General features: G+C 69.7%; 15 protein-coding genes. 7 read left to right on the top strand and 8 right to left on the bottom strand.

Translation table 11 applies throughout. From position 1 onward, the window contains the following. Positions 1 to 1476, top strand: a complete 1476-nt coding sequence (locus ElP_RS02940; RefSeq protein WP_145267086.1) for a DUF1501 domain-containing protein — start codon at positions 1 to 3, stop codon at positions 1474 to 1476. 199 nt (positions 1477 to 1675) lie between these two features. On the opposite strand, the gene ElP_RS02935 is transcribed toward ElP_RS02940, so the two are convergent. From ElP_RS02935 to ElP_RS02925, 3 genes are all read right to left on the bottom strand, one after another. Continuing rightward, positions 1676 to 3301, bottom strand: a complete 1626-nt coding sequence (locus tag ElP_RS02935) for a serine/threonine protein kinase (protein ID WP_145267084.1) — start codon at positions 3299 to 3301, stop codon at positions 1676 to 1678. Positions 3302 to 3546: 245 nt separating this feature from the next. After that, positions 3547 to 4692 carry a phospholipid carrier-dependent glycosyltransferase gene (locus tag ElP_RS02930; protein WP_145267082.1) on the bottom strand — a complete coding sequence of 382 codons (1146 nt, stop codon included), beginning with the start codon at positions 4690 to 4692 and terminating at the stop codon, positions 3547 to 3549. 71 nt (positions 4693 to 4763) lie between these two features. Next, on the bottom strand, positions 4764 to 5708 hold the full coding sequence (locus ElP_RS02925; RefSeq protein ID WP_145267080.1) for a rhomboid family intramembrane serine protease: 945 nt from the start codon (positions 5706 to 5708) through the stop codon (positions 4764 to 4766). Positions 5709 to 5942: 234 nt separating this feature from the next. On the opposite strand from ElP_RS02925, the gene ElP_RS02920 reads away from it, so the two are divergent. Continuing rightward, on the top strand, positions 5943 to 6953 hold the full coding sequence (locus ElP_RS02920; RefSeq protein WP_145267078.1) for a hydroxyacid dehydrogenase: 1011 nt from the start codon (positions 5943 to 5945) through the stop codon (positions 6951 to 6953). A gap of 75 nt (positions 6954 to 7028) precedes the next feature. Here ElP_RS02920 and ElP_RS02915 read toward each other — a convergent pair whose 3' ends face one another. Both ElP_RS02915 and ElP_RS02910 read right to left on the bottom strand, forming a co-directional pair. Further along, entirely contained in the window at positions 7029 to 7499 is a 471-nt protein-coding gene (locus ElP_RS02915) for a hypothetical protein (RefSeq protein ID WP_145267076.1), read from the bottom strand. Between the two features lie 106 nt (positions 7500 to 7605). Then, positions 7606 to 8757 carry a DUF1559 family PulG-like putative transporter gene (locus ElP_RS02910; protein ID WP_145267074.1) on the bottom strand — a complete coding sequence of 384 codons (1152 nt, stop codon included), beginning with the start codon at positions 8755 to 8757 and terminating at the stop codon, positions 7606 to 7608. 579 nt (positions 8758 to 9336) lie between these two features. Here ElP_RS02910 and ElP_RS02905 point away from each other — a divergent pair. Further along, the gene (locus tag ElP_RS02905) at positions 9337 to 10653 is read left to right on the top strand and encodes a deoxyribodipyrimidine photo-lyase (protein ID WP_231749443.1); all 1317 of its coding nucleotides are present in this window, start codon (positions 9337 to 9339) and stop codon (positions 10651 to 10653) included. Between the two features lie 32 nt (positions 10654 to 10685). On the opposite strand, the gene ElP_RS02900 is transcribed toward ElP_RS02905, so the two are convergent. Together ElP_RS02900 and ElP_RS02895 are read right to left on the bottom strand one after the other, a co-directional pair. Next, positions 10686 to 12998 (bottom strand): DUF4159 domain-containing protein, encoded by a 2313-nt coding sequence (locus ElP_RS02900; RefSeq protein ID WP_145267070.1) that lies wholly within the window; start codon positions 12996 to 12998, stop codon positions 10686 to 10688. Between the two features lie 113 nt (positions 12999 to 13111). Beyond that, the gene (locus ElP_RS02895; RefSeq protein WP_145267069.1) at positions 13112 to 14209 is read right to left on the bottom strand and encodes a hypothetical protein; all 1098 of its coding nucleotides are present in this window, start codon (positions 14207 to 14209) and stop codon (positions 13112 to 13114) included. Positions 14210 to 14850: 641 nt separating this feature from the next. Here ElP_RS02895 and ElP_RS02890 point away from each other — a divergent pair. Beyond that, complete coding sequence (locus ElP_RS02890) at positions 14851 to 15885, top strand: AAA family ATPase (RefSeq protein WP_231749441.1); 1035 nt, start codon at positions 14851 to 14853, stop codon at positions 15883 to 15885. A gap of 147 nt (positions 15886 to 16032) precedes the next feature. Here the strand turns inward: ElP_RS02890 and ElP_RS39285 are convergent, their stop codons facing one another. Continuing rightward, complete coding sequence (locus tag ElP_RS39285; protein WP_231749439.1) at positions 16033 to 16476, bottom strand: hypothetical protein; 444 nt, start codon at positions 16474 to 16476, stop codon at positions 16033 to 16035. 85 nt (positions 16477 to 16561) lie between these two features. Here ElP_RS39285 and ElP_RS02880 point away from each other — a divergent pair, with 85 nt between their 5' ends. Genes ElP_RS02880 through ElP_RS02870 form a run of 3 tightly spaced genes read left to right on the top strand, consistent with a single transcriptional unit; the run spans position 16562 to position 22031 of the window. Next, a complete protein-coding gene (locus ElP_RS02880) occupies positions 16562 to 17461 on the top strand; it encodes a DUF58 domain-containing protein (RefSeq protein WP_145267067.1) in 900 nt (299 codons plus the stop codon). A gap of 46 nt (positions 17462 to 17507) precedes the next feature. Further along, positions 17508 to 19727 carry a vWA domain-containing protein gene (locus ElP_RS02875; protein WP_145267065.1) on the top strand — a complete coding sequence of 740 codons (2220 nt, stop codon included), beginning with the start codon at positions 17508 to 17510 and terminating at the stop codon, positions 19725 to 19727. Positions 19728 to 19784: 57 nt separating this feature from the next. After that, the gene (locus tag ElP_RS02870) at positions 19785 to 22031 is read left to right on the top strand and encodes a hypothetical protein (protein ID WP_145267063.1); all 2247 of its coding nucleotides are present in this window, start codon (positions 19785 to 19787) and stop codon (positions 22029 to 22031) included. Positions 22032 to 22094 lie beyond the last annotated feature (63 nt).

Genomic DNA, 22094 nt, shown 5'->3' with positions numbered 1-22094 from the left:
ATGAACCGCCCGACGCCTCGCATCCCCCGACGAGCCTTCCTGGCCGACCTGGGAATGGGCTTCACCGGGCTCGCCCTCGGGGCGATGCTCTTCCGGGACGGCGTCTCCCGGGCCGCAGACACCGGGGCCTGGGCCCCCCCCGACGGCCTCCCCCACTTCGCCCCCAGGGCGAAGCGCGTGATCTGGCTCTTCATGATCGGGGGCACCAGCCACCTGGAGAGCTTCGACCCCAAGCCCGCCCTGAACCGCCACGCCGGGAAGACGATCGAGGAATCACCGCACGGGGACGTGCTCGATTCCCCCTACACGAAGAACGTCCGGATCGCCGTCCCCAACGACGCCAACGGCCACATCAGGCACGAGCTCTACCCGCTCCAGGTCGGGTACAGGCCGAGGGGCGAGAGCGGCATCGAGGTCAGCGACTGGTGGCCCCACGTCGGCGGATGCGTCGACGACCTCGCGGTAATCCGCTCCCTCTGGACGACCAACGACAACCACGGCGCCCAGCTCCAGTTCCACACCGGCCGCCACTCGCTCGAAGGTCCCTTCCCCACGATCGGGTCGTGGATCCATTACGGGCTCGGGTCGCTCAACGAGGAACTCCCCCAGTTCGTCGTCCTCGGCACGCCCATCGCCGACTGCTGCGGCGGCATGAACGGCCACGGCGCCAGCTATCTCGGCCCGGAGCACGACGGCGTCCAGCTCGAGGTCGACCCCAAGAACCCCCTGCCCTTCGCCGCACCCGGCACCGACGTCTACCGGGAGGAACAGCAGGGGTCCTTCGAGCTGATCGACCGGCTCAATCGCCTGTCCGCCGTCCGGTATCCCGACGACGCCCAGCTCCGCGCCCGGATCAAATCCTACGAGCTCGCGTTCCGGATGCAGATGTCGGTCCCCGAGGTCGTCGACTTCGCCGCCGAGTCCCCGGACACCCGGGAGCTCTACGGGCTCGACGACGAGGAGACCCGGACGTTCGGCCAGCAGTGCCTCACCGCCCGACGCCTCGTCGAGCGGGGCGTCCGGTTCGTCCAGATCTTCCACGGTTCCAACGGCGGTGCCGGGGACTGGGACGCCCATTCCGGCCTCCGGGCGGGCCATGGACGCCTCTGCCACCAGGTCGATCGTCCGATCGCCGGCCTGATCCGGGACCTCAAGCGCCGCGGCCTCCTCGACGACACCCTCGTCGTCTGGGCCACCGAGTTCGGGCGGACCCCCGGCTCTCAGAACGGCGACGGCCGCGACCACCATCCCTTCGGCTTCTCCGCCTGGATGGCCGGCGGCGGCGTCAAGGGCGGCGTCGTCCACGGCGCTACCGACGAGCTCGGCTTCCACGCCGTCGATCACCGCCACTACGTCACCGACATTCATGCCACGGTCCTCCACCAGCTCGGGCTCGACTCCCGGCAGCTGGAGATCCCCGGCTACAAGCGCCTCGACATCGACCACGGCTCCCCGATCCGCGAGATCCTCTCCTGAGCGAGTCGGGTCGGTCGGCCACGTTTCGCAGAGCCGCCCCCCATCGAGGACGGTGGCCGGTGGGTCGGGCAGGAGTCTGGACTCCCGATGAAGCGGGCACAACAGGGGCCCTCCCCTGTCGAGACGAGGGCCCCGAGGCTTGAGGATCGGGCCCTCGGGCCCGCTCCCCTCTCCGCGTGGGGGGACCGTCGTGACCTGGTCAGCCGGCCTGGAGGGGGGCGAGCTGGTTGAGGGCGTCCTGGACATCCTTCATCTTGATCGGCTTGACCCGCACGACGAGTCGGTCGTCCTTGGGGAGCTTCGAAGCGAGGTTGCCCTGGCGGGGCCCGAGCAGGACGAGTGCGTGCAGCTCCTGGCCGTCATCGTGGGCCTTGTCGTGCATCTCGATGAAGGCTTCTAGGGCGTTCGGGCCGAGGCCATCGATGTCGAAGACGACGGCATCGACCGGGTCTTCCCGGAATCGCTCGGCGGCGAGCCCCGCGTCCCCGACGATGAGGACTCGATAACCCATGCGGGAAAGCGTCTTGCGGAAGGCGTCCCGGATCAGGTCCTGGGCCTCGACGCAGAGGACGCGCTTTCGCTGGAAGGCCGGGATCTCGAAGCCGACGTCCCCCTCGCGGCCGCGGTCGGCGGCCCCCAGCTCGAAATCCCCCTCGTCGTTCTGCTCGACCTTGAGCTGGGCTTCGCCGACGGCGACCGACGACCCCTCCGCGGCCTTGGCCGCGGATTCCTCATGGCGTTGAGTCATGTAGAGGCGCTCGATGTCGAACTCCTGCTCCTCCTCGGACTCGACTTTCGGAGGCGCCTGGCCAGTCATCTCGAGGTAGTAGGACTCTAGGTCCCGGACCACGTCGTCCATGTTCTGGTACCGCTTGACCAGCTCCATCTTCATCATCTTCTCGATGATCCGGCTGAGCGCCTCGGCGGGGGCGTGGTCCATCTCGCTGATCGGCTTGATGGCGCCGAAACTGCGCTTGAGCATCTTGGCGAGCATGTCGTCGGCCTCGACCTCCGGCAGGGGGAGGCGGCCGGTCAGCATCTGGTAGAAGACGCAGCCGAGGAAGTAGATGTCGGAACGCGGGTCCCCCTTCTGGCTGCCGCAGGTACGCTCCAGGGCCGAGTAATCGATGGTGCGCTGGCCGTGCGCCTGGGCCAGCTTGCGCTCGTCGCCCTCGATGGTGGCGAGGCCGAAGTCGACGAGCTTGGCCTGGCCGCTGGAGCTGATCAGGATGTTGGTCGGCTTGATGTCGCGGTGGGTGACGCCACGGCCCAACGAATGCTGGAGGCCCCGGGCGAGGCCGAGCATCAGCGGCATCGCCTCGGCGGGCTCCAGGCGGTGCCGGAACCGGAGGAAGTCGCGGAGGTTGGAGCCCTCGACGAACTCCATGATCATGTAATGGCGGTTGTCCTGGGCGCCGTAGTCGTAGATGCGGACGATGTTCTGGTGGACCAGCTTCATGCCGGCTTCGGCCTCGTGGTTGAACCGCTCGACCGACTCGGTGTCCTGGGTGAAGCGCTGGCGGAGGACCTTGATCGCGACCGGCTCTCCGGACCCCTGCTTCCGGCCCCGGTAGACGCGGGCGAAGGTCCCCTCGGCCAGGTGGAAGAGGACCTCATGGCCGCCGAAGAAGAAGCCGGCCGCCTCCCCCTTGAGCAACTTGCCCACCTGCCAGCTCGTCAGGAATTGCTTCCGGGTCAGCGAGCTGCGGATCGAGTCGACCGTTCCGTCCCTCGCGTCGGTCCGGGCCTCATTCGCCTGATCCCGGGAGATCAGGCCGAGCAGGGTCGCCCGCTCGAGCAGCATCTCGGCGTCGAAATCGGACATCGCGCAACATCCTGATTGGGCATGGATCGGCGGGGCGCCGGCGAACCGAGGGGGGCCGGCACGAGGTCAAGGGCACGAGGGCCGATGCGATCGAGTCTACCAAGCGGGTGGGCCGTCGCAACATCTTCTGGATGGCCGGAGACCCGCCGTTCGACCGGCCCCGTGCGACCCGGCCTCTCGCCGCGACCGCCCGATCCCGGCCTTCATGCCCCGCGGCCGGCGATCGGGCGCGGACGCCCTGGGGGTTACGGGGCCGGTCGAGGCGTGTGACCCGGTCGGAACGCACCGGCCGCCACCAGGGCGATCGCCGGGACGATCGGGGCCCTCATCCTCAGGTCGGTCCAGTAGACGCAATGGATTACCGTCAGGGCGATCACGACCGCCGTTGCCGACGACCGGGGCCATCGCCAGGTCCCACCCCGCATCAGGCCGACGACTAGCAGGGCCCAGAGCGGGGCGGTCCAGGCCGCCGAGGCGATCCTCAGCGATCCGGGATAGACCGCGGCGGACGGGGCGATCGCCCAGAACCGGCCCAGCCTGGCGAGGGTCGCCCGGGCGAAGTCCCCGGGGCGATCGGCGATTACCCGGATCGCCTCGCGTCGGAACATGCGGTCGGCCTCCGGCTCGGGGAGGCCCGCCCCCCTCCGGCCGACCTCCTCGAACCACCTCCGCTGATTGGCCCCGGACCAGACGTCCATCGGGCCATCGAGCACGTCATCATAGTATGCTGGATTATTCGCCAGCAGCAGGGTGTAGCCGCCATGAGTGGTCGTCCAGATCGGCTCCCCGAGAGCGACCGTGTTGCGGATCGCCCAGGGGGCCATCGAGGCGACCAGGGCCGCGAGCATCGCCGAGGACCGAGCGACCCGGGCCCGCCGCCCCCCAGGTGAGCCGACCGCCATCACCAAAGCGATCAGGATCGCGGCCGGAAGGAGGCTCGGCCGACAGAGCGAGGCCAGTCCGCCGACCACGCCGAGGATGGACGCAGAGGCGACCGTCGGCGCCGGAGTGGAGGCGGCGAGGAGGCCCGCCACGAGCGCCGCCGCCATCGTCTCCGTCATCACCCCCCGGCTCTGGGCGACGAGGACCGGGTCGAACGCGACGACGACCATCGCCAGCAAGCCAGAACGGGCGGGGAGCCCCCAGCGACGGGCCGCCAGGCCGGTCAGGGCGACGGTCGCCCCGCCGAGCGAGAGGTGAAGCAGGGCGACCCAGGCGGTGGGAGTATCGCCGAGCAGCGCAACGCCGGGAGCCAGTGCGATCGGATAGAGCGGGGGCCGATACGCGGTCGGCCCGTCGAAGCCTCGAAGTCCGCGCCCCTCGGCCAGGGACCGGGCCAGCACCAGGTAGTTGTCGGGGTCGCCCGGCGGGCCCCACAGCAGCGGAACCATGACCGCCGCCCGGCTCGCCACGCCGAGCAGTACGACCGCCAGGGCAAGGCGACGGTTACTCGCCGGGACTCTCACCGAAAGACCCCGTCCCGCCACATCGAGGCGAAGGCGAAGCCGATCCCCGCGAGCAGGCCAGCGACGTGAGCCGTGTTGGCGATCGGCCCGAGCAGGTTGAACGCACAGATGACCAGCCAGGCGAGGAGCCAGACCACCGTCTGGGGATGGAGGATCAGGCCCGAGGCCGGGTCATACCTCCCCCGCATCCAGGCGTATCCGAAGAGGCCATAGAGGACGCCGGACATCCCCACGAACGGGGCGTCTCCGAACCGGGCGGTCGGGATGGTGAACATGTCTGGTAAGAAGAACTGGGTCAGGTCCGAGAGCACTGCGGAGGTGAGCACGAGGATCGCGAATTCCGCCGTGCCTCGACGGCTCTCGACGACCCCGCCGAGGACCGTTAACATATACATATTGAAGAACAAATGTAGCGGACCGCCATGCAGGAGGGTCGGGGTGACGAGCCGCCAGATTTGCCCCTCGAAGAGGGGGGCGAGCCCTCGGTTGGCCAGCTGGCGATCGGGGGTGACGCCCCACTCGGTGAAATAGAGGGCATTCGCCAGGGGGGAGAGCAGGTTGTCACGGAAGACGAGCCACTGGACCACGAAGAGGGCGACGCAGGTGATCACCAGCCCTCGCGTCAGGGGCCCGGCGTGGAGCCCTCCCCGGGCGAGCCGGCCCCGGAGGTTGACCGTCTTCCGGGCGTGCTCTCGTTCGATCTCCCGCTGGCGACGTCGGACGGCCTCGGCCTCCTTCCGGGCGTCGACGTATTGGGTCGAGTCGGGATCGGTCTCGAACGCCCGAAGTTCGTCTCGGGCCTGGTCGAGCTGCTCCTCACGATGGATCCAGATGGCGCAGCCCTCAGCTGCCTCCTCGACTCGGGAGGTGATCCCCCTGGTCAGCAGGTAGTCGGCGAATCGGAGCGCCTGCTCCTCGGGAAGCGTGCCAATCTGGCGCATGGAGCGATCCTCGATTCTCAACCTTCACCAATCCGCCACATCTTAGCCCGTCGCGCGTCGCGATCCAACCGAGCATCATTTCTCAACTGATCGAGATGAGGGATGGCGGGGCGCCCTGCTCATGATCCGGCCGACGCCGACGGTCCTGATTCATGGTCGGACGCCCCGGACAGTGCTATTGTAGTGACTTCGACCTGATCGGCACCCTGTTAACCCTCCGAGCGATCCGACGCCATGGCCGACCGCCCGCGCATCTTCATGATGACCACCATGCACGAGGATGGCATGCGCCTCCTCCACGAGGCCGGCGAGGTGGTGATGACCCCCTCGCTGGACCGGGCGGTGCTCCTGGAGGGGGTCGCCGGGGCCGACGCGATCGTGACGCGCACCTACGGGACGATCGACGCCGAGTTGCTCGACGCCGCCGGGCCGCGATTGCGGGTGGTCGGCAGGCACGGCGTGGGGGTCGATCACGTCGACGTGCCCGCGGCGACCGAGCGGGGGATCCTCGTCGTCTCGACCCCGGGGGCGAACAAGGAGGCGGTGGCCGAGCACGTCTTCGCCTTCATGATCGGTCTCTCCAAGCACTTCCCCCTGCAAATGGCGTCGCTGCGGGAGGGCCGGTTCATGGATCGGACCAAGCACATGGGCCGCGACATCTTCGAGAAGACCATCGGCATCGTCGGCTTCGGCAACGTCGGTCGGGTCGTGGGCCGGATCGCCCATGCGGCCTTCTCGATGCGGGTGCTCTACAACGACATCGTGCCGGCCCCCGAGGATGTCGAGAACGCCGCCGGGGCGCTCCGCGTCGACTTCGAGACGGCGTTGCTCGAGGCCGACTACGTGACGATGCACGTGCCGCTCGACGAGGGCACCCGGGGCATGATCGACCGACGGGCCCTCTCCCTGATGAGGCCCGACGCCATCCTGATCAACACCTGCCGTGGCCCTGTCGTCGACGAGCGGGCGGTGGCCGAGGCGCTCGACGCCGGCAAGCTTTGGGGTTACGGGGCCGACGTCTTCGCCGAGGAGCCGCCCCCGGCGGACCACCCGCTGATCGGCCGCCCCGACGTGATGCTCACCCCGCATAGCGCCGCCCAGACGGTCGAGAGCCTCAGGAACATGGCGACCTGGGTGGCCGAGGACGTGTCGAGGGTGCTCCGCGGGGATCCGCCCTTGCGGCCGTATAACGACCCGGAGACCGTCTCGGCCAATCGGTCGAGGCGACCCGGGGTCGTCGGCTGAGGCTCGGGTCGCCCACCGGCTCCGCGAATGATGGAGCTTGGATCGGCCGGCCTTCGGGGTGAGGGTCGGCCCGGATCAGGACTGCGCGCCGGAGAACGGGACGGACGCGGGCTGGCCGCCGATCGTCGCGTTCAGCGTCCCGACGAGGGGATCGAAGGCGTAGTCACCCGGCTCGGAGGCGAAGCGTACGCCAGGCCGGTCCCGCCCGCCTCCCCCAGCCGAGGCGGCCAACGTGACGCTGGTCGACTCGCCGCCGGGCATCGCGAGGTCGATCCGGACGTCGGAGGGGAGGGGTGAGAGGGGGCCGTCCATCGCCTCGCTGGAGTAGAAGTAGGCGACCAACCGGGCTTGCCCTCCGGCCGCCTCGGTTGTGACCTCGAAAAAACCGCCACCGGGGAGGGCGGAGAGGGGGCCCCCGTGCTCGCCGAAGGTCGGGTTGGCCTCGGGGGCGATCTCCACCTCCCGGGGACCGCCGCATCCGGCTCCGAGCAGTCCGGTCAGACTGAACAGCAGCAGGATCGATCGAGTCGGGACGCGTTCAGGCATCGGCGCGGTCCTGCGGAGCGGGGGTCGGGAGGGATGGGACGACGCCCGGCGGATCGATTGCGACGGGCGACGTCGATGGGCGGCGATCATCGCGGGAGGTTGCGGGTCAGAACTGGTCGGCGCTGATGACCTCGCCGCCGTTACGGGTACCCAGGGCCCGCCAGGCCTCCAGGTTCACCGAGTCCTTGACGAAGCGGACGGAGCCGTCGCCGAGTAGGACATTGACGCCCCCGGGGTGGTCGCTCCGGGCGGAGACGATGGCGTGCTCGCCGGGGACGTCGGCGATGGCGCTCGCCATGCCGCAATCCTGGCCCTTCCAGTTCGGCGGGGCGACGTGGTTGTAGATCGAGCCGCAGTAGGCCGAGGTCGGCCAGCCGTTGACGTAATCGCTGCCGTCGAGGAAGCGGCCCATCGAATTGAAGTGGAACCCGTTGGTGTCGGGCACCGGTAGATAGCTGGCGCAGGCCTGGAACTGGAGGTCGCGCTCTTCCAGGGAGATCGGCCCGGTCTGTCGGCGGGGAGACGTGATCATGTCGGCTTTGGTCGGCGGGGCGGAGCGGAGGTCCAGGCCGCTTCCCTTGATCCGCTCGGAGAAGGTGACCGTGTTGCTCAGGCCGTCCTTGAACCCCGAGGACGCGATCGACGGGCCGTAGGTGAAGGCCCCATTCCCCAGGGCGCCCCGATCGGCGTTGTTGCTCCAGTCCGAAGCCCCGCCATGGGTGAAGGAGCCGCCGAAGTTGTACCGGTAGTTATTCTCCCCGACCACCCGCCCGGTGTTGGCGTCCGACGGGCAGATGAAGGTGTTGAAGGCGACGTTGTAGGCCGTGTAGTTCGGGTTGCTCACCACGCCGTTGACCGTCAGCCGGTTCGAGTTGGGGACGGAGAAGTTCATCGCGTTATACGCGTTGGCCTGCTCCATGAAATTGAGGATGTGGCGGTGGACCGAGACGTTGCCGGTCCAATTGCCGGGCGTCGACGCGTAACTGGAGTACTGCGAGGTCACCGGGCCGCCGGCCGAGTCGGTCCGGTCCGGATGGAGCCGGCCGGGGGGGAAGCCGCCGAGCGAACTCTCGTAGTTCGCCAGGGCCAGGCCGATCTGCTTGAGGTTGTTGGTGCACTGGGCCCGTCGGGCGGACTCCCGGGCCGACTGCACGGCGGGCAGCAGCAGGGCGATCAGCACGCCGATGATGGCGATGACGACGAGCAGCTCGATCAGCGTGAAGCCTCGAGCGTCTCCGGCCGGCGGGTGGGGTCGCATGGGGCGTAACCTCGGGGTGCAGGAGGCGGAGTTCACAATCGGATGAGGGGGATCGATCCGGTCGGTCTCTCGTATCCCGGCGCCCCGCCGCCGGTCTGCGCGGCGGGGGGAGGCAAGGTACCGGGGTGAGTCGCCACGGGTGGTCGGCCACGTCGCCGGACCGCTCGGGCTGGTGGACGATACGCAAAGGTGCGATCCGATCGCATTGGTGATAGTGTAATCACCTCCCGGGACCGATTCATGAAGATGATGCGAAAAATCAATGAAGGCATCCCGACCACGCGAACGCGGAGGCCAGGTGATCGGCCCGGGTCGATAAGCAGGGCACCTCGGGCCTCGGTGTCGGGCGATGGGACCGGTCGGCCCGACTCCCGACGTCCGTCCCAACCGGGGTCCGACCGCCTGGCCGGCGAACTACAATCGAACCTCGGGAATCGGGGACACTCTTCCGGTGCCGGGAGGCGGGAAACGGTGGGCGAATCAGTCTCGGGGATCGAGGGATTGCTGAGGCCGGATCCCCGGGTCCGAATCCTCCGCGAGGGCGGGCCGTCTCCGGAGGGGAGATGTGTCATCTACTGGATGCAGCGATCGCAGAGGGCCGAGGACAACCCTGCGCTCGACCTGGCGATCGCCCTGGGCAATGCCCAGGGGTTGCCGGTACTGGCCGCCTTCGGATTGACGGCGAACTACCCGGGGGCCCAGCGGCGGCACTACCGGTTCCTGCTCGACGCGATGCCGGAAGTCGAGGCGGGACTGGCGCGGCGTGGGGTCAGGTTCGTGCTCCGGCTCGGCCCCCCCGATGAGGTCATCCCCGGACTCTGCGGGGAAGCGGCCCCGACGATCCTCGTCGGCGACGAGAACCCGATCCGGGTGGGCCAGCGGTGGCGATCGAACGTCGCCGAGCGGGTCGACATCCCGTTCCGCTGCGTTGACGGCGACGTCGTCGTGCCCATGTCCCTGTTCCCGAAGCAGGAGTACGCCGCCCGGACGATCCGGGCGAAGATCCACAAGGTCTGGGGCGACTACCTAAAGCCCCCCGGCCCTCCCCCGATGGCCGAGACCTCTTGGCGGGGTCGGAAGATCCCCCAGGGGGAGCATACCGACCCGGACGCCCTGCTGAAGAAGCTCGGGGTCGGCGGCGTCGGGGAGGTCCCCGGCTACGAGGGTGGCCCGGCCGAGGCGAGGCGGAGGCTCGGCCGCTTCGTCTCCGAGCGGTTGCCGCGCTATGCCGAACTTCGCAACGAGGCGTCGATCTATGCCTCGAGCGAGTTGTCGGCCCACTTGCACTTCGGCCACATCAGCCCGCTGACCTGCGCCCTGGAAGCGATGGGGAGCGATGCCGGCAGGGAGAACGTCGACGACTTCCTGGAAGAGCTGATCGTCCGGGGCGGCCTCGCCTGCAACTTCGTCGCGCGGAACCCGGAGTACGACCGGTTGGCCGGCTGCCCCGACTGGGGCCTGCGGACGCTCGCCGACCATGCCGACGACCCTCGCCCCCGCCTCTACTCCGCCGAGCAACTCGAGGCCGGGGGGACGCACGACCCACTCTGGAACGCCTCACAGCTGGAGATGGTCCTCACCGGACGCATGCACAACTACACGAGGATGTACTGGGCCAAGAAGATCCTCGAATGGACCCCGGACGCGGAGACGGCCTTCGCCGTCACCGTCGACCTGAACGACCGCTACGAGATGGACGGCCGCGACCCGAACGGCTACGCCAGCATCTGCTGGGCGATCGGCGGCAGGCACGATCGTCCCTGGCCCGACCGGCCGATCTTCGGCAAGATCCGCTCCATGAGCTACGAGAGCACCCGACGCAAGTTCGACTCGGCCGCGTACATCCGCCGGGTCGATCGGCTGGCGGCGGAGTCGGGGATGGTCGACGGCCGATGACCGTCCGGTCCTCGGCCGTCGGGGGTACCGAGTCAGGGCAAGGTGGCATAGATGACGACGTTGGCCGCGATCCTCATGGCGCTCTCGTGCGAGTACCCCTTGCAATCGAGCCCCTGCTGGCGTTCCAGGGCACAGCCGACGTCGTAGGGGGAGTAGATGACGGCCCAGTGGCCGTCGACCTTGACCCCCTCCAGCCGGGGGAGGTCCTTGCCGCCCCCGGCGGCCTTGGTGTACTGGACGTCGGAGAGGTCGAAGCCGACCCGGGCGGTGTAGAGTTCGTCGTCGGGCGGGATGACCTCCAGCTCTCGGCCGGGCAACAACTCCGCGACGAAGCGCCGGAAGGCGGCGTCGAAGGCGGGGCTGCCGCAGGCGGCGTCGGCGAAGAAGGTGCCGCCGCCGGGGTCGAGGTGCATGCGGAGGGCCTCGACGTCGGACTCGGAGAGCGAGAAGGCGGCGTTGCCGTGGATGTAGATCAGCGGGAAGTTGATCAGGTTCGGGTCGGCCGGCAGGAGCTCGCGGTGGTTGATGACCACGTCGTAGCCGATCCGCTCCCGGAGGATGGTCGTCAGGTTCGGGATCGCCAGCGGGGCGACGTTCCAGCCGCCGGCGTGGCGAAGCTTGGCGATCTGCAAGGCGCCCCGCCGGGGGAGTTCGAGCTGGAAGTCGATCACGTCGCGGGGGACGAGCTTGTCGGGGGGTGGCTCCCGGCCGGTGGCATAGTCAATCACGTTCTCGCCGATCCGGGTGGCCCGCCCCACGGCCAGATTATCCGGCTGGCTCGCCATGAAGTTCCAGTAGCCCGAAAGGTCCCTGGGGCTGTAGATCAGCACGGTCCGGCAGCCCAGGTCGATGCCGTAGAGGGGGGCGCTCTCGGGGCTCAACGCGTGTCGGGAGCGGTAGACCGGGTGGTCGGCGCTCAGGGGCTTCAACTCATAGCCTTGGGCGGGGGGGAACAGCTCGGCGACGAAGGCGCGGAAGCCCTGGTCGTGCTCCTGGCTGCCGCAGCAGGCCTCTGCGAAGAGGAAGCCGCCCTGCTCGACGTAGGAGCGGAGGTTCTGCTTGCCGTCGGGCCCCAGCCCGATCGGCTCGTGGTAGTTGAGGAAGCAGATGGGGGCCTGGAGCATCCCCTCGACCGAGGCGAAGTCCGGGTTGACCACCTGCCAGGTGAGCAGCGTCTGCCAGTCGGTCGAGATGGCGTCGACGAGGTTGCGGATCCCCTCCCGATGGATGTCCCAGTTGTCCCCGGTGCCGTGGCGGAGCTTATTGATGAGCACCGGCGCCCGCCCCTTGGCCAGGAACAGCAGGGCGAAGCTGGTGGTGAGGACGGAGTTGTCCTCACCGGCGTTCTCGGGCCAGGAGCCGAGCAGCTTGTCCTGGAGGTGGACCAGCTCCTCGGCCCCCTCGACGTACCAGTCATGACTGCCGAAGTAACGCTGGCCGCTGAGGCGGCCGGCACGCTCGAGGCCGTAGAGATAGTAGTATTTCCAGGTGATCCCGCGACCGAGGTTGGTGTCGACGCGGAAGTTGGCCCCCATCCAGTCCAAAGCACGCTGGATGTTGGGGTTGATGCCCCCTTCCCCGCAGTTGCGGATCTCGTCGCCGACGAGGAGTTCCCGACTCTGGATCCGCCTCAGCCCGGCGATGACCAGGCTGGAGATGCCGGCGGTGGTCATGCTGGCCGAGACCCGGTTGTCCCCCCGCAACGTGTAGCTCCAGCCGCCGCTGATCCGCTGGGCCTCCTCCCAGTATTCCCGGGCCAGATCCCAGACCCGATCATCGACCTCGATACCGACCTCGGCGGCGGTGTTCAGGCCGAGCAGGGCGTATTGGGCGTTCGAGTTGTCGGCCGACTGGCCCTTCTGCACGGTGTAGGTCCAGGCACCGACGCCGTCGACTCGGTCCTCGGGCCGGATCTGCGCGGCCTCCAGCCATTCGACGTTCTCCCGGAGCCGGACGCGATACTTGTCCGGGTCGGCGGCGGCGTAGACCATCGTCTGCAGCGAGACGGTGTAGACCTGGTTGAGCTGCCGAGCCGGGAACTGCTCCAGGTAGCGGAGCGCGGCGACGATCGACGGATCGTCCTTCGGCACGCCCGCCGTCAGCAGGGAGAGCGTCGCCAGCGAGGTCGTCCCGGTGACGTACCGGGGGACGTTGAACTCCGGCCACGATCCGTCGCGGAGCTGCGCCCCCTTGAGGAAGCGGATGCCATCGGCGATCGCCTGCGCGACCTGCTCCGAGGTCACTTCGGCCCGGGCCGGCCGGGCCGCCCACGGGCCGACGACCAGCGCGATCGCCACCGCCGCCGATGCGGAGAGCCGGCCCCCTCTCCCCCAGGAACATCGCATCGCCGAATCCCTCCCTGCGCCCCGCCGACCGGAATACACCACCGACAACTGTCGAAGTTTAGGGCCCGGCATGCGCGGGGTCAATCTCCGGCGGGTCGCGGCGCGGGACCGGGTCAAAACCCCGCATAGGTGCCGGCGACGGCCAGGGCGGTCGGGGACGGGGTCTCGTCCAGGGTGATCCGGAGGGCAGTCGGCTGCTCGTCCTCATAGGTCAGGCAGACGAGGCGGGTGCCGCCCCCGGTGAAGTTCAGCGGATTGCTCAGGCAATTCCGCGCCAGCGGGATCCCGGGGCCCACGGCGACCGGGCCGCCAGTCCGTTCATCGAGTCGGGCGGGGGCGAGACGTAGGGTCATCCGGTCCGGCATCCCGTTCCAGCTCAAGTAGGCCAGCCAGAGCGACCCATCGGGCCGGCGGCCGAGGGCGGGCCGACGACGGCCGACATCTCGCGCCGAGGGGTCCTTCGACGTGACCTGACCGCAGGAGACGATCGTCCGCTCGTCGGGGTCGAGTCGGAGCCACCAGATCTGGGACCGTTCCCCGCGGGCCTCGCCCTCCTCGGGCACGCGGGAGATCGCGGTGGCCAGGAGCATGTCGGGGGGCAGGCACCCCTCGGGGCGGCCGATGTCGAGGAGGACCGGCTGATCCCCCCCCGCCACGCCGGGCCCCCATTCGACCCGGTGCAACCCGGCCTGGCCCTCGTACCCCGGCTCGCCGGCCGACGCCTCGAAATCATACCGGTACATCGACCCGTCCCCGGAGACGTAGAGCACCCGGGAGGAGGTACCCGATCCCCAGCAAGGCGCGGTCGTCGGGCAGCGGTCGAGCGAGATCTGGTCCAGGATACGGCCGGAAGGATAGGCGAGCCTGGCCAGCCCGGCCCCCCGGAGGTTCCCGTCGGGATCGGTCGACGCCCATCGGCCGACGACGTGGGCCTGGTCCCAGGGATCGACCCAGGGGGAACCGACCGCCAGGTCGATCCGGTCGGACGACCCGATCGGGACCGATCGGATCGCGCCCTCGGCGATGTCGAGCAGGCGGAGCTCGCCGGCCTTCGGCCCGGGGAACCGGGGGGCGACGCCGACCACCAGGGCGGGGGCGACCGATCGCCCCTCGGGGCCCGGGGAGATCCGCCCCAGGCCGATCGCGAACATCACCAGGAGCGTCCCGACGATCGAGGCGATCCGGATCAGGGAATGGACGGTGCGAACCATGTCGGGGACTCATCTCGGGCGGAGGAAGGGGCAGGGTCCGAACCCTCGGGGGGTGCGGATCGTTCACGGGGAGGAATCCGTCCCGGCGTACTCGCCCCGCGAGGGGAGGGAGGGGGCGAGCAGCCGCCCGCCGTCCGTCCGGGGAGGGGCGGACCGGCTGGGCGCAAACAGGGTGGGTGTTCGGCCACGACCGGCCGGGGGATTCCTTCCCCGGCCGTCGGATTGAGAGGGCTCGAAGGCGAACCCCAAGTCCGGGCGAGGAATCGGCTCCTCGACGGGCCTGTCCGCATGATAGCACCGGTCGTGCCAAGACGGTTGGGAGATGGGGTGAATCTCGCATGAAGCGTCCCCGGCCGAAGTGGGCCGAGGCAATGTCCGGTGCTCCGGCAACGAGTTGCGTCGAGGAGACGTCCTCGTCCCCGCCGTCCTCATCCCCGTCACGCGAGACGTCGAAGCCCCGGTCGGAGCCCGTCGTCCGGGCATCGCTGCCCGGTCGAGGGCACCGGCCGTGGCGAGCCGTGCCGTCCTTGAATCGCATCGCGAGGGGCCTCTACAATGCTCCGAGGCCGGCCGGGCCCGGCGATCGTGTCGTCGGATCGCCGCCGGCGACGCCCACCCCCAAGCCTGGGACACCCCGACGCATGGCCAGCTCCGGCGACCGCATCTCGCAGCTCCTCGACGAGTTCCGCAACTCCCGGGACGTGATGACCACCGAGCTGAGCAAGTCGGTGATCGGCCAGCGTGAGGTGCTGGAGCTGATCCTCGCGGCCATCTTCACGCGGGGGCATTGCCTGCTCGTGGGCGTCCCGGGGCTGGCCAAGACCCTGATCGTCAGTTCGATGGCCCGGATCCTCGACGTCGGCTTCAAGCGGATCCAGTTCACCCCCGACCTGATGCCCTCGGACATCACCGGCACCAACGTCCTGGAGGAGCCCGAGTCCGGCCGCCGGGCCTTCCGGTTCGTCCCCGGCCCGCTGTTCTCGAACATCATCCTCGCCGACGAGATCAACCGGACCCCCCCCAAGACCCAGGCGGCCCTGCTCCAGGCGATGCAGGAACGCGAGGTCACCGTGGGGCAGGACACGATGAAGCTGCCCGAGCCCTTCTTCGTGATCGCCACCCAGAACCCGATCGAACAGGAAGGCACCTATCCCCTGCCCGAGGCCCAGCTCGACCGCTTCATGTTCGACATCCGGGTCGGCTATCCGACCCAGGAGGAGGAGGAGAAGATCCTCTCGGCCACGACCAAGGGGGAGACCCCCGAGCTGCGCAAGGTGCTCTCGGCCAAGGCGATTGTCAACCTCCAGAAGCTCGTCACCTCGGTCCCGATCTCCGACTACGCGGTGAAGTACGTCGCCAAGCTCGTCCGGGCCACCCGGCCGGGCGACCCCAACGCACCCGCGTTCGTCAAGGAGCTGATCGACTGGGGGGCCGGCCCCCGGGCCGGGCAGAACCTGATCCTCGGCGGCAAGGCGATGGCCGCCATGGACGGCCGCTTCAGCGTCTCGCTCGACGACATCCGCAAGGTCGCCGTCCCGGTGCTCCGCCACCGCATCAGCACCAACTTCCAGGCCCAGGCCGAGGGGATGAACGCCGACGACCTGATCACCCGACTCGTCAAGGAGGTCCGAGAGCCCGACGTCCCCAAGTACGACCGCCGAGGCGGCGCCGCCTGATCCCCTCGACGTTCGCGTGAGCCCCGATCATGGCGACCCGACACCCTTCGCTCGTGCTCGGCCCCGACGACGCCGGCCGAGTTCGCCGAGGCCGAATTCGTCGAGCCCTGGACCTACGAGCGCGAGGACGGGAGGCTGGTCGTCGTGTCACCCGAAGGGCAACGCCACCTCGACGACTCGAAGCCCTGGCGTCAGCGACTGAGCCGATACCGGATCGAGCCCCCCGAGATCGTCGATGAGCCAGTTACCCGAACATGGGCCCGCGTCGACGACGGGACGGATCGCATCGGCGACTACTTCATCCCGACCGCACCGGCGAACCCGATCCCCGACTGCTCCCCGGGCCTCATGTGCGAGGTCGTCGGCCCCGGCCGAGAGGTCCATGGGCGGGATGTTGTGAAGACGCGTCGTGAACACTTCAGGCTCGGGGTTCGCGAATACGCCGTCGTCGACCGCCCGGCCCGACCGGTCACCGTCTCCACCCGGGGCCCTCGCGACGACCGGCGTCGCCTGCTTCGGCCCGGCGATGCCTACGAGACGACTCTTCTGACGGGCCCGGCCCTCCCGCTCGACGACGTGTTCCGGCCGCAATCGGCCAGAGCCACGGGGCCTCCGCTCGCAGAACCCGGTAGAATGAAACCGGGCGAATCACGCGGCCCGATCCGGAGGACGAGCCTTGGCCGTCTCGGCCGAACAGTATCTGAAGCCCGAGGTCATCCGACAGGTCTCGCGGCTGGACCTGCGGGCGAAGTTCATCATCGAAGGATTCATCGCGGGGCTGCACGCCAGCCCCTTCCACGGCTTCTCCGTGGAATTCTCCGAGCACCGGAAGTACACAGCCGGCGACAACATCAGCGACATCGACTGGAACGTCTACGCCAAGACCGATCGCTTCTACATCAAGAAGTTCGAGGCGGAGACGAACCTCACCGGCTACCTGGCGATGGACCTCTCCGGGTCGATGGGCTACACCTATCGCCAGGAGCTGACCAAGTTCGAATACTGCATCAGCCTGGCGGCGGCGCTCTCCTACCTGATGATCCACCAGCAGGATCCGGTCGGCCTGGTCGCCTTCGACACCAAGATCCGCCAGAGTCTTGCCCCCAAGAGCAAGCGGACGCAGTTGACGAACATCCTCTCGCTGCTGGCCCGGCTCACCCCGTCGGACGTGACCGACGTGACCAAGAGCCTGCACCAGCTAGCCGGGATGATCCGCCATCGCGGCTTGATCATGCTCTTCAGCGACCTGCTGGACGACCCCGACCCGATCCTCAAGGCCCTCTACCGCCTCCGCTACGCCGGGCATGACGTGATCGTCTTCCACGTGCTCGACGAGGCCGAGGATTCCTTCCCGTTCGACGGTATGGTCGAGCTGGAGGACAACGAAACGAAGCAGAAGCTCCTGGTGGACGCCGACGCCATGCGGGCCGACTACCTCGAGGAGCTGGCCGCCTTCCGCCGGCGCTATCGCAAGGAATGCCTCTCGGCCCGCATCGACTACGTGCCACTGCACACGGGCATGCCGTTCGACAAGGCGTTGATGAGCTACCTGCTCAACCGGCAGACCCAGGGCTGAACCGAGCCGGCTCCCCCGCACCGCTTGTCCCGGGACGACCTCACCGATGGACTTCTCGCTCATCCACGCGGGCCTGGCGGCGGGGGCGGCCCTGGCGGTCGTGCCGCTGATCATCCACCTCGTCATGAGGCAGACCCCCAAGCGTGTCGTCTTCCCCGCCCTGAGGCTGCTCCAGCAGCGGCACCAGCGGTCGACCAAGCGGCTGAGGGTCAAGAACTGGCTGCTCTTGCTGGCGAGGATGGCCCTGGTCGCGCTGATGGCCCTCGCCCTGGCCCGGCCCGCCCTGAACGCCCGCGTGCCCCTGGGTGACCGCGAGGTCCCGACCGCCCTGGCGCTGGTGGTCGACACGAGCCTGTCGATGGGGTACGTCGACAAGGGCCAGTCCCGGCTCGACGAGGCCAAGCGGGTCGCCGGGCAGATCCTCCGCAAGCTGCCGGAATCGAGCCAGGTGTTCCTGATCGACTCCGGGGTCCCCGCCGTGCCGGCACCGGTCTCCCCCTCGGCGGCCCGGAATCGCCTGGAGGGGCTGGAGCTCCGGGCGGCGAATCGCCCGCTCAACCAGGGGCTCGAACGGGCCTTCGAGGCCCTCGCCGAGAGCCGGCGCGACCTCCCCCGGCTGGAGGCCTACGTCCTGACCGACCTGGCCCGCTCCTCCTGGGAACCCGGGCGGGCGATCCCGGGCCGGGACCGGGTCGAGGAGCGGTCCGGCCGCGACGTGGCGACCTACCTGATCCGGCTCGCCCCCGAGGGCGTCCGGAACGCCGCCGTCGTCGGCCTGGAGGCCCGGCCCGCCGCCGAACCCGAGGCCGACGGCCGCCGCGCCTTCGAGATCGTCGCCACGATCCGCAACGCCGGCCCGGCGGCCTCCCGGCTCGTCGAGTTCGAGCTCGACGGCGCCAAGCGAGGGCAGCAGGACGCCGATCTGCCGGCCGACGGCCAGATCGACGTCACCTTCCGGACCCCGGCCAGCCTCGAAACGGGCCTGCACCAGGCGACCGTCCGGCTCGTCGGCGTCGACCCCCTGCCCCACGACGACGACCGATTCGTCACCTTCGAGTCCAGCCCCGCCTTCGACGTGCTCGTGGTCTACGACCCGGACCCCGACGACGAGCCCCGGTTCATCGACGCAACCTTCGTCGCCGGGGCCCTCGACCCCCAGGCCACCGGCATCCCCAACCGCGTCGAGACCCTGGCGACCGACCAGTTCGACGGCCGGTTCCCCCGGGACCTGGACGAGTTCGCCTGCGTCATCGTGAATAACGTCGCCCGCCTCCCCGCCGCCGCCTGGGGGCAACTCGCCGAGTACCTCCGCGACGGCGGCGGGCTCGTCCTCGCCCTCGGGGAGAACACCGACCCGGCCGACTACACCTCCGACGCGGCCCGGTCGGTCGTCCCCGGCCAGCCGGGCGCGGCCGTCTCCCCGGCCGGCGGCACCGCCTTCGGCGACCTCGTCGACCCGGCCCACCCGCTGTTCACCCCCTTCACCCGGGAGATCGCGGCCGACCTCTCGACGACCCCCGTCTTCACCTACCGGGCGTTCCGGCCGATCGAGGCCGCCTACGTCCGCCCCCTGCTGGCCTTCCAGGACGGGGCCCCCGCCCTGGTCGAGGCCACCTTCGACGGCCCCGAGATCGGCCGGGTCCTCGTCTGGACCACCCCCCTCTCCCGACGCCCGACCCCCGACGACCCCGACGCCTGGAACGAGTTCCCCAATCCCCTGGCGGGCTGGTCGTTCCTCGCCCTGATGCAGCGGACCGTCCCGTACCTGGCCGGGGCCTCGGGCTCCCGGCTGAACTACGAGGCCGGGGAGATCGTCATCCTCCCGCTGGACCCCTCCTCCCGGGCCGCGAGCTACGTCGTCCAGGGGCCGACCGACCGCCTCAACGAGCGGATCAACCCGGACCGGGACGCCGCCGAGCTGATCATCGAGGGGCCCGAGGCCCCCGGCCAGTGGACCGTCCTCCCGGCCAGCCGCGAGGCCACCGCCGGCAGGCCCCCGCTGGGCTTCAGCATCAACCCCCGCCCCGAGGAGGCGAACTTCCGGGTCCTGGAGGCGGACGAACTGGAAGGCTTGCTCGGCGACCCCGAGACCTTCGCCCTGGCCGACTCCCCCGACGAGATCGAGCGTGTCCAGAAGACCGCACGAGTCGGCCGCGAGATCTTCCCCTGGCTCATGGTCCTGATCCTGCTGTTGCTGACGGCCGAGAATTACCTGGCCAACCGCTTCCACCGGGAGCCGGCCGCGGCCACCGCCTCGGCCGCATGATCCCGACCGGGCACCCCGGCCGGCCCCGTCGACCCTCGAAGTCCCCTGCCAACGACCATGAGCGAACGAATCAGCCTGAGCCTCAGCCCGATCGCCAACTGGGCCCTGGTCGTCCTCGCCGCGGCGGCCGTGGTGGCGCTGACGCTCTGGCCGTACCGGACGCGGTTGCGCCAGAGCGCGGACCGCCGGAAGTTCCTGGTCGTCGGCCTGAGGATGGTCGCGGTCCTGCTAGCATTACTCGCGTGCGTCCGGCCGTCGGTCCTGGTGCTCCAGCGGGTGAAGCAGGACGTCTCGCTGATCTTCATGGTCGACAGCTCGACCAGCATGAAGATCGGCGACGAGGCGAATAACCGCAGCCGTTGGGACATGGCCCGCCGGGCGCTCGACCGGGCCGGCGAGATCCTCGGCGGCGACGAAGGGGAGCCCGACCCGGAGTCGGGCCTCTCGGTCAAATACTACCGCTTCGACCGGTCCCTCCAGGCCGGCCCCCCGCCGGACGAGATGGGCGAGCCGGAGGGGATGCAGTCCGCCTACGGGGCCGCCCTGCTGGAGGCCGTCCGCGCCGAGGCCGGTGCCCCGATCGCCCAGCTCGTGCTCCTCGGCGACGGCGCCTCGAACTCGGGGGTCGCCCCGTTGACGGCCGCGCAGAACCTCCGGGCCCAGGGGGTGCCGGTGACGGCCGTCGGATTCGGCTCGGCCGCGGCCGGGGCGGGCTCCCGGGACATCTCCGTGACCGGCGTGCAGGCCCCCGAAGCCGTCTTCGTCAAGAACGAGATGGAGGTCCGGGGCTCATTGAGAGTCCGGGGGTTCGCCGGCCAGGACCTGGAGGTCGAGCTGATGGCCGAGGGCTTCGGCCAGCCGGTGGCGAGGACGACCGTCCGGGTGCCGGCCGACTCGGAGGTGCTCACCACCCCCCCGATGCGGTTCGCGCCCCAGGCCTCGGGGGAGCAATTGCTCACCGTCCGGGTGGCCGACCGGGACGGGGAGCTGATCGCGTCGAACAACAGCTTCAGCACGTTCGTGAGCGTCCTGCCCGGTGGGCTCAACGTGCTGCACCTCCAGGGGCCGGGGACGATCTGGGAGGGGAAATTCGTCACCCGGTCCCTCGACGCCTCCCGGGAAATCCAGGCGAATTTGAAGGTCATCCTCGGGCCGGGGCGGGGGGGACAACCGGCGGTCCCCGACTCGGACTTCGCACCAGGGGCCCATGACGTCTACATCCTGGGCGACGTGCCCGCCACCTTCTTGACCGTCGCCCAGCAGCAATTGCTCGCCCAGGCCGTCGACCGGGGGGCCGGCCTGATCATGCTCGGCGGCCGTGACAGCTTCGGCGACGGCGGCTGGGGGGCCTCCCCGCTCGCCAATGTCCTGCCGACGGTCATGCAGCGGGGAGACGGCCAGATCGAGCCGGCCGGCGGGCTCCAGGTCCTCCCCAATGACCAGGCACTCGACGGCTTCGTGCTCCAGCTCGGCTCGACGGCCCCCGAGAGCGCCGCCGCGTGGGCCAAGCTCCCGCCGATCCCCGGCGCCAGCCGCGTCGGCGCCCCCAAGCCCTCGGCCGTCGTCTGGGCCCAGACTCCGACCCGGGAGCCCCTGATGGTCGCCCAGGACGGCCGGGGCCGGGTGATCGCCTTCGGCGGCGAGACCTGGCCCTGGTATCGCGCCTCGGAGGAGTCGCAGGAATGGCACCGGCGATTCTGGAGGCAGGCGATCCTCTGGCTCGCCCACCAGGAGGACCAGGGTCAATCCAAGGTCGAGCTCCAGCTCGACCGCCGCCGGGTCGCCGTCGGGGGCTCCGTCGAGCTGACCGCGACCGCGATCGACGACCAGGGCCGTCCCGTCCCCGACGCCCGCTTCGAGGCCACCATCACCCCCCCCGCCGGCGGCGGCGGCGATGCGGCCGCCGTCCCGGTCGACCTCTTCAGCCAGGGGGACCGCGCCCGGGGGACCTACGCCGCCTCGGGTGAGCCGGGCGTCTACACCGTCGAGGTCATCGGCCGGGGCCCGGGAGGCTCCGAGATCGGCCGGGCCTCGTCCCGGTTCCTCGTCTTCCAGGACGACCTGGAACTGGAGAACCCCGCAGCGAACATCGCGCTCTTGCAGCAGATCGCCGAGTTGACCGGCGGCCAGTTCCTCCGGCCCGAGCAACTCGAAGAGTTCCTCAACGCCCTCGACCCCGAGGCCTTCAGCCGGGTCGAGACCCAGGTCGAATATCGCCTCTGGGACAACTGGCCGTTCCTGCTCCTGTTCGTCGGCGTGCTGGGCGTCGAATGGCTCGTGAGGAAGCGGATGGGGTGGGTGTAGGATCGGCGTCGGGATTCTCGACCCGGCCCACCACCCCGGGGGATGGTGGGCCGGCGGGCTGGG

The organism is Tautonia plasticadhaerens (assembly GCF_007752535.1).
In the GTDB taxonomy this organism is placed as follows: Bacteria; Planctomycetota; Planctomycetia; order Isosphaerales; family Isosphaeraceae; genus Tautonia; species Tautonia plasticadhaerens.
The sequence above is the reverse complement of the archived record's forward strand: the minus strand, read 5'-3'. Positions and strand labels throughout refer to the sequence as shown.

Coding starts and splice junctions, on each gene's coding strand:
- ElP_RS02940 (WP_145267086.1), top strand. CDS start 1: ATGAACCGCCCGACGCCTCGCATCCCCCGACGAGCCTTCCTGGCCGAC.
- ElP_RS02935 (WP_145267084.1), bottom strand. CDS start 3,301: ATGTCCGATTTCGACGCCGAGATGCTGCTCGAGCGGGCGACCCTGCTC.
- ElP_RS02930 (WP_145267082.1), bottom strand. CDS start 4,692: ATGGTTCCGCTGCTGTGGGGCCCGCCGGGCGACCCCGACAACTACCTG.
- ElP_RS02925 (WP_145267080.1), bottom strand. CDS start 5,708: ATGCGCCAGATTGGCACGCTTCCCGAGGAGCAGGCGCTCCGATTCGCC.
- ElP_RS02920 (WP_145267078.1), top strand. CDS start 5,943: ATGGCCGACCGCCCGCGCATCTTCATGATGACCACCATGCACGAGGAT.
- ElP_RS02915 (WP_145267076.1), bottom strand. CDS start 7,499: ATGCCTGAACGCGTCCCGACTCGATCGATCCTGCTGCTGTTCAGTCTG.
- ElP_RS02910 (WP_145267074.1), bottom strand. CDS start 8,757: ATGCGACCCCACCCGCCGGCCGGAGACGCTCGAGGCTTCACGCTGATC.
- ElP_RS02905 (WP_231749443.1), top strand. CDS start 9,337: ATGCAGCGATCGCAGAGGGCCGAGGACAACCCTGCGCTCGACCTGGCG.
- ElP_RS02900 (WP_145267070.1), bottom strand. CDS start 12,998: ATGCGATGTTCCTGGGGGAGAGGGGGCCGGCTCTCCGCATCGGCGGCG.
- ElP_RS02895 (WP_145267069.1), bottom strand. CDS start 14,209: ATGGTTCGCACCGTCCATTCCCTGATCCGGATCGCCTCGATCGTCGGG.
- ElP_RS02890 (WP_231749441.1), top strand. CDS start 14,851: ATGGCCAGCTCCGGCGACCGCATCTCGCAGCTCCTCGACGAGTTCCGC.
- ElP_RS02875 (WP_145267065.1), top strand. CDS start 17,508: ATGGACTTCTCGCTCATCCACGCGGGCCTGGCGGCGGGGGCGGCCCTG.
- ElP_RS02870 (WP_145267063.1), top strand. CDS start 19,785: ATGAGCGAACGAATCAGCCTGAGCCTCAGCCCGATCGCCAACTGGGCC.